At 28.5% G+C, this 16,991-nt stretch carries 12 protein-coding genes and 1 CRISPR repeat array; all 12 genes read right to left on the reverse strand.

Annotation, left to right across the window (positions count from 1 at the left end):
• Positions 1 to 129: 129 nt before the first annotated feature.
• Positions 130 to 1,035 carry a LysR family transcriptional regulator gene (locus RDK80_RS16940; RefSeq protein ID WP_308524956.1) on the reverse strand — a complete coding sequence of 302 codons (906 nt, stop codon included), beginning with the start codon at positions 1,033 to 1,035 and terminating at the stop codon, positions 130 to 132.
• A 673-nt stretch (positions 1,036 to 1,708) separates the two neighbouring features.
• A CRISPR array of direct repeats spans positions 1,709 to 3,950; the repeat unit is 29 nt; unit sequence ATTTACATTCTAATCTAGTTCTATTAAAT.
• Positions 3,951 to 4,135: 185 nt separating this feature from the next.
• On the reverse strand, positions 4,136 to 4,414 hold the full coding sequence (cas2, locus tag RDK80_RS16945; RefSeq protein ID WP_308524957.1) for a CRISPR-associated endonuclease Cas2: 279 nt from the start codon (positions 4,412 to 4,414) through the stop codon (positions 4,136 to 4,138).
• A gap of 6 nt (positions 4,415 to 4,420) precedes the next feature.
• On the reverse strand, positions 4,421 to 5,413 hold the full coding sequence (gene cas1b, locus RDK80_RS16950) for a type I-B CRISPR-associated endonuclease Cas1b (RefSeq protein ID WP_308524958.1): 993 nt from the start codon (positions 5,411 to 5,413) through the stop codon (positions 4,421 to 4,423).
• An 11-nt stretch (positions 5,414 to 5,424) separates the two neighbouring features.
• A complete protein-coding gene (gene cas4 / locus RDK80_RS16955) occupies positions 5,425 to 5,916 on the reverse strand; it encodes a CRISPR-associated protein Cas4 (RefSeq protein WP_308524959.1) in 492 nt (163 codons plus the stop codon).
• 16 nt (positions 5,917 to 5,932) lie between these two features.
• Positions 5,933 to 8,188, reverse strand: coding sequence for a CRISPR-associated helicase Cas3' (cas3, locus tag RDK80_RS16960; protein WP_308524960.1), 2,256 nt, complete (start codon positions 8,186 to 8,188; stop codon positions 5,933 to 5,935).
• A gap of 19 nt (positions 8,189 to 8,207) precedes the next feature.
• Complete coding sequence (gene cas5b / locus RDK80_RS16965; protein WP_308524961.1) at positions 8,208 to 8,978, reverse strand: type I-B CRISPR-associated protein Cas5b; 771 nt, start codon at positions 8,976 to 8,978, stop codon at positions 8,208 to 8,210.
• Positions 8,965 to 9,846: a type I-B CRISPR-associated protein Cas7/Cst2/DevR gene (gene cas7i, locus RDK80_RS16970; RefSeq protein WP_308524962.1), complete on the reverse strand. Its 882-nt coding sequence runs from the start codon at positions 9,844 to 9,846 to the stop codon at positions 8,965 to 8,967. Before cas7i ends, cas5b begins: the two co-directional genes overlap by 14 nt.
• The gene (cas8a1, locus tag RDK80_RS16975) at positions 9,839 to 11,527 is read right to left on the reverse strand and encodes a type I-B CRISPR-associated protein Cas8b1/Cst1 (RefSeq protein WP_308524963.1); all 1,689 of its coding nucleotides are present in this window, start codon (positions 11,525 to 11,527) and stop codon (positions 9,839 to 9,841) included. The genes cas7i and cas8a1 overlap by 8 nt, the downstream gene beginning before the upstream one ends.
• A gap of 11 nt (positions 11,528 to 11,538) precedes the next feature.
• Positions 11,539 to 12,264: a CRISPR-associated endoribonuclease Cas6 gene (gene cas6 / locus RDK80_RS16980; protein ID WP_308524964.1), complete on the reverse strand. Its 726-nt coding sequence runs from the start codon at positions 12,262 to 12,264 to the stop codon at positions 11,539 to 11,541.
• Positions 12,265 to 12,703: 439 nt separating this feature from the next.
• Entirely contained in the window at positions 12,704 to 13,684 is a 981-nt protein-coding gene (locus tag RDK80_RS16985) for a transcriptional regulator (RefSeq protein ID WP_308524965.1), read from the reverse strand.
• Positions 13,685 to 13,831: 147 nt separating this feature from the next.
• A complete protein-coding gene (locus RDK80_RS16990; protein WP_308524966.1) occupies positions 13,832 to 15,208 on the reverse strand; it encodes a tyrosine phenol-lyase in 1,377 nt (458 codons plus the stop codon).
• 173 nt (positions 15,209 to 15,381) lie between these two features.
• Complete coding sequence (locus tag RDK80_RS16995) at positions 15,382 to 16,944, reverse strand: sigma 54-interacting transcriptional regulator (protein WP_308524967.1); 1,563 nt, start codon at positions 16,942 to 16,944, stop codon at positions 15,382 to 15,384.
• Positions 16,945 to 16,991 lie beyond the last annotated feature (47 nt).

The following is a 16,991-nucleotide window of genomic DNA, read 5'->3' on the forward strand; positions in this document are numbered from 1 at the left end:
ATTATTTTTTAAAAAATTTATCTTTTTTATCTTGACAATTCATAGTTGGTCTCCTATGTAAATTTATTTTATTATATTGAAATAGCCTGTCTTGATTTGGCTATTAAAATATTCCAGTATCAAAATTAATCAACTATATGATTCTATTAGTTTATTGATGAAAAAAAGTAACTCTTCTTTTAATATTTCATTTTTTCTTTTTACCATTGCACAAGTTATATCTAATCGTTTCCCTTCATAGGGAATCCTTGCCAAGTCGCTGTGAATTTTTTTCTTACATTTCCAATCTATTTCAATAGCAAAGGATGGTAAATTATGCAATGCATCATTGTATGTTTTATTGCCATTGGCTAAAATAGTCTTATTAGTATCGGGGATACCTAAATACTCCATTTCATAATTTAGGCTAAACATTCCTTTAAATAGATAAGTCTTTTTCACATGAAAAAGTCCTTGCAAATCATCTTTATTTAAGATTGTCATTTTGCTTTTCTCATGATTTTTGCTCATGTGAACTTTCATTTGTCCTACAAAGAGATCTTGTAGTTCTAATTCCTCTGCCGCTAAATACTGTAATAATTTTTTTCTTTGAAATTCACTATAAATTATAATACCTATATCGCAATCCCTTTGTATTACTTTTTCTATAGATTCCTCAACTCCAGATTCACAAAGTTCAAATTCGTAGTTTTCATTATTATATCTTCTACAAACTTCGAAAAATTGAAAGTTGATAACCTCTGATCCAAAAGAAGCAATCTTTATCTTATTTTCATTTGATTTCGTTAAAAGTTTATCTTCAATGATTTCAAATTGTTTTACTATTGATTTGGCATAGTGATATACTTCTACACCATAAGAAGTTAAAGTTACCCCTCTATTATTCCTATAGAAAATGTTTTTACCTATTTCATTCTCTAAGTTTGTTATTTGATTGCTTAAGTTAGGCTGAGATATAAATAAGTTGCTTGCGGCTTTTGATATACTACCTGTCTCAACTATTTCCACTATGTACCTTAATTGATTGAAATCCATATTTTCCCCTTACCTTACAATAATCTTTGATATATTTTAGACTATAATTAATATACAATAAGATTGTTTCTTTTTCAACAATCCAGTTATATGTATTTTTTGCTACTAATCATCTCAAGTTTATATAGAAAAGTAAAAGTAGCTATTGAATTTATGTATTCATTAGCTACTTTAGATTTAGCTTTAAGTGTGATATATAGGTTATGATTATGATTTTATTGGGATAAATTTGATTTGTAGAAAGTAGATTAATATGTTAATTGCTTAAATCATAAGTTTTCTTCTGGTTTTAGTTTAATTTAGTATATAGATTAATATGTTCAACCATATAAGCTTTCCCCCTTAGATAAAGGGGATTTTAGAAAGATTAAATATAGCCACTGAGGACATATATTCATGATGTAGCAGTGCTGAAAATACGACTTCTACTTTGCTACGATTATATTTCCCTAAGGTTAAAATGTGGTTAAATACGACTGTATATAAGAAAATTTGAGGGTCTTTTATCATAGAGTATAGATTGTCAATTTAAATAGCTATTCTACGTATTTAGTGATAATAAAAATGGAGAATATTTATCAATGATGCTAGCATAACTTTCTAGACATAAAAATCTAAGCACTATAAAATATACCTAATGGAGGAAGTGTCTAAATATCAATATGTCGGAGGTATTTACATTCTAATCTAGTTCTATTAAATGGAAAATCTTAAGGAGTCAATTATTGGGGGCTTAGTATTTACATTCTAATCTAGTTCTATTAAATCCTTACTATCCAGGATGCTATACTCCATTTAGCCCCATTTACATTCTAATCTAGTTCTATTAAATGGTTAATATTTACTATGAGTTAAGTATATTATTAACATTTACATTCTAATCTAGTTCTATTAAATTACTAGGAGAGTTGTAAAACCTCAAGTATTAGATGAATTTACATTCTAATCTAGTTCTATTAAATATAGTGTTCAACCCTTTTATTACAGGTGTAAGTATATTTACATTCTAATCTAGTTCTATTAAATAAAGCTGTTCCACTTGTTGTGGTTCTGTGAGCTGTAGATTTACATTCTAATCTAGTTCTATTAAATGCCAATCAGGAGAGGAATTTACTATAGGTAGTACGGATTTACATTCTAATCTAGTTCTATTAAATTATCCAACACTCAATCTAGTTGAAGCTATAGAAGATATTTACATTCTAATCTAGTTCTATTAAATCATTTCTTCATAAGGTGCTGTTTCATCATCTACCTGATTTACATTCTAATCTAGTTCTATTAAATTAGTAAGGCAGTATTTAATCGAACTGGAAAAGAAAATTTACATTCTAATCTAGTTCTATTAAATATGTATATTTCCAATTACTTCTGTTTTAAATGACAAAATTTACATTCTAATCTAGTTCTATTAAATTGTCATATCTGTTTCTGTATCAAAGATTTTGAGTTTATTTACATTCTAATCTAGTTCTATTAAATCTTTAGCTTCATCTTGTTTTGGAAGATTCATCCTCTATTTACATTCTAATCTAGTTCTATTAAATAGATGCGACTATGGATTAGAAGGTTACGGAATGTACATTTACATTCTAATCTAGTTCTATTAAATTTATTCCGGTAGCTAGGGAAACAGTGGGACAATATACATTTACATTCTAATCTAGTTCTATTAAATAAATCTTCTAGCAAATCCTTCTTAGAAATTGATGTAGATTTACATTCTAATCTAGTTCTATTAAATTCAAACATACGTTCTTATTATATTGTACTACTCATATTTACATTCTAATCTAGTTCTATTAAATGAAAGCAACAGAATTAATCAATGATTTTATCGATGTGATTTACATTCTAATCTAGTTCTATTAAATTACGGAAAAGTAACGAGTAGAAAGTTGCAATCTAAGATTTACATTCTAATCTAGTTCTATTAAATCCTGTGATTTCCTCGAATTTAACTGGATCAAAATTATTTACATTCTAATCTAGTTCTATTAAATGTAGAATTTGCTGAATACAATAAAAATACTAATATAATTTACATTCTAATCTAGTTCTATTAAATGTAAGAATTACACAATTAACAAAGAAATTATAAAAACATTTACATTCTAATCTAGTTCTATTAAATTTATTTACAGGAGATCATCCAGAGGACCTAAGAGCGATTTACATTCTAATCTAGTTCTATTAAATATATTCAGAGCATAAATAAGACCAATTTGACGTCTCCATTTACATTCTAATCTAGTTCTATTAAATTAGCATGAAGAGTGCCATCGTTTACTAAGTGCCATAATTTACATTCTAATCTAGTTCTATTAAATCGGAATTGAAGATATACCAAAACTTATAGATAACATATTTACATTCTAATCTAGTTCTATTAAATTGTAGCAATGGCAGAAGGTGAAGCTATATTAGGTATATTTACATTCTAATCTAGTTCTATTAAATTAAGATAATCCTTTGGATTGACTACTAAAATTACATATTTACATTCTAATCTAGTTCTATTAAATTATCAGCGAAATATTGTAGATAAAAATTCAGAAGAAATTTACATTCTAATCTAGTTCTATTAAATTTCCAAAAGAGGGGCATTCCTACAGCCTGCTATGCAATTTACATTCTAATCTAGTTCTATTAAATTAACAACAAAGGAAGGGCATCATCATATTTTAAATAATTTACATTCTAATCTAGTTCTATTAAATACAAGTTATTAGGGTGCTTAGCAACCCTACTTACACATTTACATTCTAATCTAGTTCTATTAAATTGCCTATATTGTAAATTAGTATTCCTAAACTCCCATATTTACATTCTAATCTAGTTCTATTAAATTGAAGTATTTGTATTAAAAAGAGCTTTCGGAATAAAATTTACATTCTAATCTAGTTCTATTAAATGCGTGCCTTTCAAGTCATTGATTCTACTGGTACTGATATGTAATTACCGTCGACCACTAATTTAAATTGCTATATTAATGTATTTATTTACTTAAATCTTGAAATAATTACTTTCATTCATCCTAATATAGCTCTTTGTCAATGTCTCGCAGTATTTACACTATTATAGGTCGACAAGATATAGCTTAAAAAAAGTTAGATGTTTTATCATCAGCTATACCTAGATAATCTTTCTCTAACCATCGTTCTTCTCTGCTTTTAAATACTAATATAGAATCTTTATCTTTTCTGACATGCTTGCTTAATTCAGTTTTTAACTTCATATAATTTAATTCAGTTAGATTTCCTTCAAATACTGATTTTTGAATATGAGTTAAATACTTCTTACAGATTTTAAAAGTGTTTCTAGATACTCTAGGACCATTATCGTCTGCCAAAATATCATAAACAAGTATTACATACATATTATATCACCACCATATTTTAAATCCAAAATATTCTTTTTCTCCAATTATGTGTTTAATTAACTTATAACACTCTAATCTAATAAGATATCTGTACGAAACATCTCTTCCTAATTCCTTATGAGATATCGTACTTTCTAGTCTCTTATCATACTCCATCAAGATTTTTCTTTTGCCAGCTTCTTTAAGATATAGAAAGTTTGATTCTTTTTCAAAGTCTTCTTCTGTTATTTGATTCTTATTGAGCATAGAAAATATCATTCTATCTCCAATCAAAGGCTTAAATATTTCTGCAATATCTAAAGACAACGAAAATCTTTTTGTTCCTGGTTCATGTAAAAAGCTTATTGTTGGATTTAATTGCGTTTTATATATTTCACTTAAAGTTGTAGTATAGATAAGACTATTTACAAATGATATAAGTGAATTAATCATATTATCTGGTGGTCTTTTTACTCTTTTTTCAAATTTAATATCTTGCTTTACAATATCATTCCAAGTTGAATAATATGTTTTTCTAATATTACCTTCTATACCCATAATTTCATTAATGGATTTTCCATAATCTAATTTTTTAATCAGACTATCAATGTTTCTTATTGATTCTTCTAAATCAATACCCCTTCCATTATAGTATCTTAAATTCCTATAAATATTAAAAGATGCAGCTTTTAATATTTCTTTGGCAATATTTAATCTTCTTTCCTCATTGTCATATGTCTTCGCCTGTTGTACTAACAAATATCCACTTATATTTGTCTCCCTAGGATAATAACTGCCACTATAGAATCCATAGTAGTTAAATACATGTAGTATAATACCTTTCTGTGATATGAAATTTAGTAATTTTGTATTTAAACTTACTTCACCAAATAAATATACTTCATCAGTAACTTCAGCTTTCAGATTCTTTTCTTCCCCATCTAAATTTGTTATTACTACATTATTATCCTTCCGTTTTAAATCTCCATCTTTTAAGATATAGAATGTTTCTCCCAATACTCCACCTCCTATATATAACAAAGTTCATAATAAGAACATTTCTTACAAAAAGCCTTATTAATAACTGTTGGGGGCAAGTCCATATTGATTATATGTTGAATTTGTTCTAATACCTCCATCAACTCTTCTTCCTCTGAGATAGTTAGAAATATTTCTTCTCTCTTTCTTAAAAGGGGATAATCTAAAATCCCCTTTTCTATGTTAACCCCCTTGCTTCTTAGGACCCAAATATAATATTTAAGTTGCCACTTACCAGCTTCATCTAATTTCCTAGACTTTTTAACTTCATGTATAACCTTCCAGTTTCTCAAAAAATCAATATTTATGGTTTCATCTATTAATATACTCTTCTTTTCTCTGTCATAAGAGTTTTCATCTATTAACTTCCCCATACCTACTAACTCACTATTAAACTCCATATTCAAATCATTATTGAAATACCATAGCTTTCTTTTACATATGAAATAATAATACACCATTACCCCTGTTATTTTCTTCATTATATCACCCCTGTATTTAAGGCATTCTATCCTCAATACTTCTTGATTCATTTTTATTATCATCTTCAGATTTATACATTATGCCAGTTTTATCATTGTAATCACATTCAAATATTTCTATAGACTCATAATCATTAATCCTTTTTGGTTCTAAAAGATGCTTTTTTGCTCGATATAATGGTATAGATAAAGTAAAATCATCTAGATTAACTCTTGCTTCTAATTTTTCTTCTTTTAATTTTTTTCTTTCCTCATCATCCATATCTTTATCATATTGTCTTTGTAATATATCAATATATTCCTTGATTTTATCCTTATTAATATTATATATCTGTCTAGGTATAATCGTTTTAGACTCTATATTCCTAAATATCTTTTTTATCTCAGCACTTGATTTTTCATAAGATTCTATCGACTTAACATATTCTATAGCATATATTAATTTGTTATAATATTCTTTACCTTTAAGTTTTTCCATAGTATATATACTGTCTATTAAATTTATCTTATCATCTTCTGCAATAGGCCCTTTTATATTTTCTAAAGCTTTCTTGGAAAGTTCAAAAATATGTTCATCTATAAAATCTCCTACTCCGGCACATTTAGAACCTCCTCCGTCAAATACGTAGCAATTATATCCATCTTCATCCCAATCTCTATCCCTATAACATCTTCCAAATCTTTGAAATAATCCATTTAGGTCTGAAAGCTCTGTAACTAATATATCAAAATCTATATCAAGAGAGGCTTCTACTACTTGAGTTGTAATCCATATCCCCTTAAATTTACTGTCTTTACTCCCAAACTTTAGTATTTCTTCTTCCTTTGTCTTTCTATCACTCTTTATAAATCCACTATGAAATAAATTTATATTTTCTGCTATACTTTTATCTTCCCGTAGTTCTTTGTAAATTCTCTGTGCTTCTTTTACAGTATTACATATGACTAAGATTTTATTATCTTTATACTTGTCTTTTACAAATTCTGAATTCAGTTTCTCATGTATGACTTTAACACTATGTCTAATTCTATTATTGGTAAAAGTTTTCTGCTCAAATTCTACATTTTCTTCTTTTAACAAATCTACAAATATTTGAGGTAAGGTTGCTGTTAATATAGCAAATTTTCCTCCTATCTTATCTATATAAGATAACCCCACTACTAAGTATGCAAGTAAATCTGGAGAATACATCTGCACCTCATCTACTACTACTTTAGAATAAGCTAAAGTAGCAAGCTTTGGCTCAAATCCTCTGTATCTATAAACAAAATCAAATATTTGATCTATTGTACATACTGTTATTGGTAAAGATAGTTGTTTTGTCTTATTATAATATTCTTCAAAATCTATCTCATCTTTTTTATTTAAATACTCTCTTTTAATATCAGAATGCAAAAGTCCTACTTTGTTTTCATAATCATTAATAACTATCTTTTCCGTTATTCTTTTATACATTGCATTTATAGCTGTTTTTAATGGAAGGGTGAAAAAACCTTTATTATCTCCTATCCATAATAATCCCGCCTCTGTTTTTCCCATACCAGTTTGAGCTGTTACTATAAGATTTTTATCTCTATTTTCCATCATATACTTTTGTAATTCATTCCAATCAGCATGCGGTTCCTTAACTCTGAAACATTTTAGAAGATTTTGTTCTAGATTATTTAATAGAAAATCATTCTTATTTTCAACTTCAATCCCTCCACTAGCTGCATAATCTAGTCTATTAAGTAACCCTTTTATCATTATATATCTTAAGAAGAGGTTTTCTTTCTCACTACCATTTTCCTCATTTTCTTCATAAATTCTATTCATGGAAAAATATTTAGCACTCAGCCTCTTTACAACTATATTATCTAATCTTTTATAATTAAACTTACTAGCCTCTTCCTGCATTGACTTTATTTCTTTCTTTAGCATTTCCTTATCAAAATTAAAATCTCTATCATGATGATATGCTATTGCTTGTGCAAGTAACCTTATTCTTTCTTTTGAGTAACCTTGTGACTCTAGGGATTTAGCATCTATAAATGCTAAACTTAATATCCCATGAGGAATTTCATCTATATGTCTTTTAATACGTTCTATCTTGTCCTGAAACTTCCTATTCATTTTACCTAAATCATGATATAAACATGATAAGTATAATATATCCCAATCTACATTGAGATTAGGATATATTCTCTTTAACACCTCGTAATTCTCTATTAATTTTTCTGTGTGGTCTATAATGGTTTCTGGCGGATTCGATTTGGCTAAATAATTATTCATATTTTAACACACCCCTAAATTATGCTTTTAGTACAATATTATTATCTATGTCTTTTAACACAATTTCATCTTGAACAGCTGTTATATGAGAAGAATATAGTACCTCTACCTTATTCCATACTCTAAATATTTTGGGTGAATTAGCTGTTCCATGATTCTCTGATTGCTTATAGTCTTTCGTAATTCTATACCTTGTTCCCCTATTCTTTATTCCATTGCCACCACCATCTACTATAATTGATTCATCTTTTATCATATCTAGTGGAATATAAGCAACATATTCTTCTCTTAATTCAATGTCTTCCTTTAATTCCTCTTCAAAAATATCAACTACTTTAACTTCTTCAATAGTTACGATATCTTCTCTCCTACCTAAAGAAGGATATTCTGTAGGATAAAGAAATGCTTTCTCTATTTCCCTTACCAAACTTTGATCCTCTGGAATAATATGAATTAATAACTCTACATCAACCAATAATTCTACTGTAGAAATACCTCTACTTACACCAAACTCTCCGACCTGTAATTGATGTCTTGCTGAATCAAACTTCATGCCATTTTTAAATTCATATCTAGTGTATAAATCATTTACCTTAGAATGATATTTCCCCTGAATACTGATGTCCATTTCCTTATATTCCTTATAATCACAGAGACTATGAACCATACCTATTACTGTTGAATATGGTGGTAGTGGATAGGTCTCCTTAAGTTGAAAACTAGTTGGTTTCTTATAATTAACCATATTTTGATATAATTTTAATCTAACCGCCTTTTTATCTTCCTTCATAATAATCTTTCACCTTGCTTTTTAACCCATTGAAAAATTCAGGCATAGTAAATGCATTTAATTTTTCTTTTATTTCATTATCATTATTAAACTTACCTTCAATCAATCCACAGCTTGTATCCTCTTTTATAGAATCAAACATAACTCCTTCAATTTGTTTAACTACTAATCTATTATCTTTTACATCTAGTACATTTTCAAATATAGGGTTCTTTATATCATAAACTCCACCTATAGCAAATAGAGGCTTTAAGTCTTCTCTTCTCCCTCTAATATCTCTATATAAGAAAGCAATAGTATCTAATAATCTATGAACTCTTCTTATCTTTTCTTTACCATCAAGTTCTATAGAATATACCTTATCTATTCCTATCTGATCTAAATCAATAACTACTGTATATCTATAATAGGATCTATGGATTTCAGACTGAGCTATATTCATATTTTCGTTTATTCTATCCGCCATTGCTTTATTTGTTAAGAAATCTAAATCTCCTTTAAATGTTTCTAAAGATATAGCATTGGATAGTCTGACTTTTGCAGTTCTCTTTTTTCCGCCTGTACCCTTTTCTGTCTTTAAATATCCAAAGAAATCTATCTCTGGATAATCTCTTATGGTTGCTTCTTCTGCGAATTGAACAACCTTTTTTTCTCCACTACCTTCAGTCTTTACTGGTGCAACATCCTCACCTAACTGTTCAGATATATTATATCTAATTGCCTGTCTTGAAATATAGGTATATTGTTCCCCTTTATCTCTAGTTAGTTTTTTTAAAGAGGCTACATTTCCTACTCCCTCGCCATAGTTTGCACTTTCTGCTTCAAATATCATTGATATTGCTAATCCCTTTGGTTTTAAATTATTCATTATCTTTTCCCCCATTCTCATCATCATCATTATTATTCTCTCTCTTCCCTTCTATAAGCCCTGCCACAAAAGCATACCCAATAGTTTTTAATCTTTCTTCATCTTTTAAAGCATCTAAAAACACTTCTGGAACTGATGACTTAACATACAAATAACAGTTCAACAATGTGTCCATAAAACTGTCTTTATTATTTGTCTTTAGTGAATTTAAAAGTCTATATGATATGCCTCCAAGTTTATCTACAGCACCTTTACTACGATATTTTTCTCTCAATTTTTCTCCTGCATCATTTCCTTCTTTGACTATATCCCTATATATTCCTTTCATACACCCTACCCCCTTTAAAAATCTTGTATTAATTCCTAAAATTCTAATTACATGAAATGAATTATAATGTGAATCCTTGGGCTGTGATAATTTATAATGAAGCATCTTTTGAACTAACGTAAACATATTCTGACTATTTAATAACCTATCTATAACCAACTCATATATATTAAAATAGGTATTAATCTCCTTGAAGCCACAATTGATTAATTTATTTAAATCCTCTTCTGAATCTTTAATAACCTTCAAAGAATTTTTAGAAAGAATATTAAATCTATATTTTTCATCCTCATATCTAACTAATTGAATATCTGCTAATTCATATTTTACTTTATCGTTATACTCCTTATTTATAGATTCCACTAATGCCCTATATGTTAATTTCTTGTTCTCATCATTTTGCTTATAAATTTCCATATATATCTTATTGTTTATATCTATGGCATTCTTCATACTTGAATTGTCATTTATATATATTCCCTTATCATAAAGATAAGTAATTCCTGCTGGCACACATGAGTATATTAGTTTACATATAGGACAAACAGCAATATCATTTTGAAAATCCCATACATGAGATGACTTTCTGCTTACATCAAATCCTGTAGAATTTAAAAAGCTAAGGTCATTTGAAAAATCCTTCATGCTTCTGGCACAAGAAAAACAACTATATTTAAATTTAGATTTATCTGTATTTAAATACTCTATTGTAGGGTCAATGAAATACTCCTTATAATCTATATACATGTCCTTCTCTTTTGTCTGAGGATTTAAGAAGCAAACCCCATTCCATCCATTTTTAATTATAGTGTACATAGCATTTTTTGCACCAATATATTTTTGTGATTGTTCTAATTTCATATATCTAATTATTTGTTTTAATAGATTAAACATATCTTTTATTTCTGATAAGATATCCTTTATGTCTTGTTTTTTCTTTATATTTATGGTTTTTAAATTCTTCTCTAATTCTAAGACATTAATGGACGACTCTATTAATTCATAAGCAGATTTATAGCTGTTGCTTTTTATTTGTTTTTTTGCTACATCAGTTATATATCTGTTTGTAAACTCCAGACTCTTTTCATCAAATTCTTCAAAATTATTTTCTTCATGGTGCAATATAAATTTTTCAAAAGAGATTATTTTATTTAATGAAAATATATCCCTATATCTGTCCATAAAATAATTAAAGTATTTTTCTTCAAATTCTACTAGATTATCAAATTCAAACTCTATATAATTTTGCTTTATTACAACATCATCGTCTGCATGTTTTAATATATTGTAGAATCCTACTAAGCCACTATTGTATAGCCAATCTTCCATACATAAACGTATCTTTTCTTCCATTCTACCACCCCCTATACTAAATCTAACATCCCAAATCCCCCACTTTTTCTAGCCCCTATACCAGATTTGTAAAGATAATCTAGAATATATGGCTTAGCTTGTACCTTTATCCTACATATATTTGATAGGATTTCTATTCCATAATGTTTTACTTTAACTTCTTTATTATTTAGCACCTGAAAATCTACTTCTTCAATATCTAATCTTCTTTCTTCACCAAAGCTATCTAATAATTGATATTTAAGATTTTCTATGAATATTTCTTTTCCTTTCTCTTCATTCAAAGAATAATACCATGTTTTCTCATTATGACCTTTATGTTCCCTAACAACTACTGGAGACATGGAATAATAAACAGCATAATCATTCGTTATAACTTTTTCTTTATTCATACTTATATTACGTACTATTATAGAGTTGCCTTTGATATCATAAGACTTTCCTCTATTTGCTAATATTGCATTATAAAAGAAAATTCCGTCCTTCATATCAGCAGTAGAAAAATTCAAGATTATCTTTTTTTCAGGAATAATTATCTCTTCTCTAGTAAATTTGCAATTTGGCATATATACAGAAAATGTGAAGTTCTTTCTTTTATTTTCGTCCTCTTCATATAATGATTCATAATAATTTTTATCATAGGATTCATAAATATGTTTTAAAAAAGAAAGGATTATTCTGTTTTTGTCTTTCGGTATATTTTCATTGGATAAAATCAGCTCGACATTGTATCTCATATTTTCACCTCCCAATATACTTTAAGCTGCAATCTAAGCTACAGCTTTATAGAATTGTTAAATTTAAGTGATAATATTTAATACTAAAGAGATATATCTATATACAGATAAGCCTTTACTTTAGGCAGTAGTGTAAATAATAATGCTAAGAAATACACGATTAAGCTATACATGATTACACCTCCATTTTAAAAATTTGGTATACTTATTATCTCCTAGGATTTAAATATTATTGACCCATTATAATTGTGATTTAGATGGCACTATAACAATTAATATACTCCTATATATTTATTTTTTTGGTAATACTATATAGAAAGTCTTAATAGAACCAATACATTGTGGAATGTAAATTTATAATTGTGTCTTAACAATTTACTTTAATAGAACTACATTAGAAAACCTCTCCTTACCAATGAATGATATTACTTTAATGATATCATTCATTGGTGCAAATATTAGTATCCAATTCATATATTTTTTGCAATTTTCTCATTTCTTCTATTACATCTTTCCTTAGTCTTTCTGGCTCTAATACCTCAGCTTTGCTACCCATACCTAAGACCCACATCTTAACCTCTTGATATCCCTTTAAATTTGCCTCAAATATTATATTTTCTTCATCTACTTCAGTTATCTTTTGATCTAAAGAATATTGTTTTTCTTTAACTAGCTGGCTCATAGGATATGATATTTTAAGTTTTAGGTAAAAAATATCATCATCGATTATTCCAAATGATTTTCTCATTATATTTTTAATATCATATTCTATATTAATTGCAAATTTTTGTTCTAAAACCTCAACTTCAATTATTCTAGATAATTTAAAATGTCGTACTTCTTTCCTCATTTCACAATATCCAAAAAAATATGTAGCCCCATCATGATCGAAGGTTCCATAGGGATGAACTATACGAACTCTTTTTTCACTTTTTTTTATACCTTTACCTATTGAACTATATAACATTCTAATCTTCTTTTTATTAATTATCCCTTTACTGATTATGTTCCACATCTCTGATTCTCTTTCTTTCATATAGATTGGTTTTAAATTATCCTTATTGAAATAGTCTATATGGTCAAAATCTCGTTTTATATTCAAAATCTTATTTGCTAATGTTTCAAAATCAAGTGAGAAAACATGATTTCCACTTTTAATAATTTCATTAGCCATTTTTAATGCTTCAAGTTCTTCTTTTCTTATTCCTAAAGATTTTAAATCTATTCTATTTTCTAAATAATATCCCCCATATCTCCCGCTCTTTGCCCCTATGTAAATACCTGCGTCTTCTAAATCCTTTTTGTATCCTTTAATCGTTCTAGGACTTACTTCAAGTATTTCAGCTAATTCCTCAATCTTGATTAAGCTTCTTCCTTGCAAAAGCATATACATAGTTAATGCATTTGATAGCCTTGACATAGTAACCCCCCCTTAAAATTCAAAGTATTATTAATATTCATTCTACATCTACCTCTAAAATCCTTCTTTATTTTACAAATAATTCTAATAAATAAAAAAACTAGAGAGTCCATAACAAACTCCCTAGTCCAAACCTTCTATCCTATATTAAATATGCTCAAATCTTCCTGTGAAGAATCTCAATACTGGTGGCTCATAAGTGAACTTCAATCCTCTTATTTCATCTCTTCTCTTATATGTTGCAATTATTGCTTCTGCAACATAATCTAAATGTGCATAGCTGTAAACTCTTCTTGGTATTGTTAATCTTACTAGCTCTAATTTAGGGAAGTATTCCTTTCCTTCCTTATTTCTGCCAGCAGAAATATTTCCTCTTTCCATTGTTCTGACACCTGACTCAATAAAGATTTCAGCCGCTAAAACTTGAGCAGGATATTCTGATTGTGGAATATGTGGTAAGAATGCTCTAGCATCTAGAAATACTGCGTGACCGCCTATTGGTCTAACTATTGGCACGCCAGCTTCGATTAGCTTATTACCTAAATATTCAACCTGACTAACTCTATGCTTGATATAGTTAAAGTCTAAGGCTTCCTTTAGTCCGATTGCAAAAGCCTCCATATCTCTTCCTGACATTCCCCCATAACTTGGCATTCCTTCATATACTACTACTAATGATGTTGCTTTGAAATATAGGTCTTCTTCATTCATGGCTAAGAATCCACCCATATTTACAATACCGTCTTTTTTACCTGACATAGTAGCTCCATCAGCATAGGAGAACATTTCTTTAACGATTTCTGCAATAGATTTGTCTGCATATCCTTCCTCTCTTACTTTAATGAAATATGCATTTTCTACATATCTAGTACAGTCAAACATTACTCTAATTCCATGTTTTTTAGACAGTGCATGAACTTCTCTTAAATTTTGCATGCTAACTGGCTGCCCACCAGCTAAATTAACTGTTACACCAACGCAGATATAAGGGATATTTTCAGCTCCAACCTTATTAATTAAATCTTCATATTTTTTAATATCTATATTTCCCTTGAAAAGTACATCTTCTTTATCTGAGATATGAGCTTCGTCAATTATAACATCTACAAAAGTGCCGCCATTCATTTCTTGGTGAGCTCTAGTAGTTGTAAAGTACATATTTCCTGGAATATAAGTATTTGGTTTAACTAATATTTGTGATAATAGATTTTCCGCACCTCTGCCCTGATGAGTTGGAACAACATATTTGAATCCCATTATATCCTGTACAGTTTTCTGTAAATGATAGAAATTTTCGCTGCCTGCATAAGCTTCATCACCCATCATAAGTCCTGCCCATTGTCTATCACTCATGGCATTTGTTCCGCTGTCTGTTAATAGGTCAATATATACATCCCTTGAATTAAGCAAGAAAGTATTGTAGCCTGCTTTTTTAATAGCTTCAATTCTTTCCTCTTTCGGTAAAATTCTTAGTGGTTCTACCATTTTCACCTTATATGGTTCCGGCATGTATTTCATATCCATATACTATTCCCCCTTATTTTTTAATACATTCTATAGATATAACTATTTGCAAATTTTATGCCAAATTTAAAATATGGGGAATAGTTATAATACTGTCAGTTTGAGAAGCTAAATATAATTCCAGCTGTAAATATTATTTACAGCTGGAATTATATTTTACAGTCTTGTAAATATTATTTACAATCTTCGTATTCTTTAATACGTTTAATAACAGTCGTATGGGATATGTTTAAAGCCTTTGCAATCTCCCTTGATGAATTAAATTGTTTTCTTGCTTTTATAATATGTTCATATTCAACAGCCTTAATTATTTCTGGTAGATTTACAGGAAATTCAATATTCTCTTCATTATAAATTATTTTTTCTGTTTCATTAGAATCTAATTTATTTACAATCAATAAATGTTTAACATCTATTGAATCCTCTGCAAATATCACAGCTCTTTCAATAACATTTTGTAACTCTCTCACATTACCGGGCCAAGGATATTCCTGCAATATTTTCAATGCCTCTTGAGTTATTTTTAAGTTTGGTTTGTCTGCACTTTCTCCCAAGTGATTTGTAAAATATTTTGCAAGTATTGATATATCTTCTTTTCTTTCCCTCAGTGGAGGTATATTAACAGGTATAACATTTAATCTATAATATAAATCCTCCCTAAATGTCTTTTCATTTACCATAGCAGATAAATTTCTGTGAGTTGCAGAGATTATTCTTACATCAATTTGTATCTCCTTTCCCCCACCTATTCTTCGTATTTGTTTTTCCTGTATCGCTCTCAATATTTTTGCCTGTAAATGGATAGGCAATTCTCCTATTTCATCTAAAAATATACTTCCTCCTGTAGCCAATTCAAAAAGTCCCTGCTTTCCTGTATTTGCACCTGTAAAAGCACCTTTTTCATAACCAAAAAATTCTGATTCCAAAAGTGCATCTGGTACAGCAGAGCAATTAACTGCAACAAAAGGACCATTTCCTCTTCTGCTATTTAAATGAATTGCTCTAGCAAACAGCTCCTTCCCTGTTCCAGACTCCCCTAAGATCATAATATTGGCCTCTGCTTTAGAAACTGACTTAGCTAATGAAATGGTATTCTTTATACTCTCTGACTCCCCAATTATATCTTCAAAGCTTATCATAGAAGGTCTTGAGATAGTTTGGATCAGTCTTCTAACATCATCCATTTCTTTAAAAATCAGGAGAGCCCCCATTTTAATACCTAGATTATTTTTTATAAGTTTAATATTTAGTATAAGATTTACCTTTTTATTTCTAATCATTGTACTTACTTCAATATTAGCCTTATCATCTATATCTATATTTGGATTATATATTTCTTTTGGTATTATGAGATTTATATTAGTCTCCTTATCCTCGGGTTCAATATTAAATAATTTACTAGCCTTGGAGTTGTAATATTCAATATTTCCTTGTTTGTTTACTGCAATAATACCATCTGTCATACTATTTATTATTATCTGAAGTTCCTTTGCCACTTTTTCCGAGTCCATCATATCTAACTCTGTTATATCTAAAATTTCCTTAACTTCATTTTTTATCCATTTCTTAAACTCATTCCACTCTATACCTTCCCATTCAACTTTAACGGAAATATAAGGGGGGTTTATCTCCATAGTAATAATATTCATTTCTTTCGAAGCCAAGGCAGCTAATATTTTTTGAGCCATACCTACTTTATTTTCTTTAACTAAAAATTTTATCTTTTTACTATTCAATAAACTCACCCCTCATAAGCAATGGATTATATTTAAGTTAATTCACT

The sequence above is a fragment of the uncultured Tissierella sp. genome, assembly GCF_902479755.1.
In the GTDB taxonomy this organism is placed as follows: Bacteria; Bacillota; Clostridia; order Tissierellales; family Tissierellaceae; genus Tissierella; species Tissierella carlieri.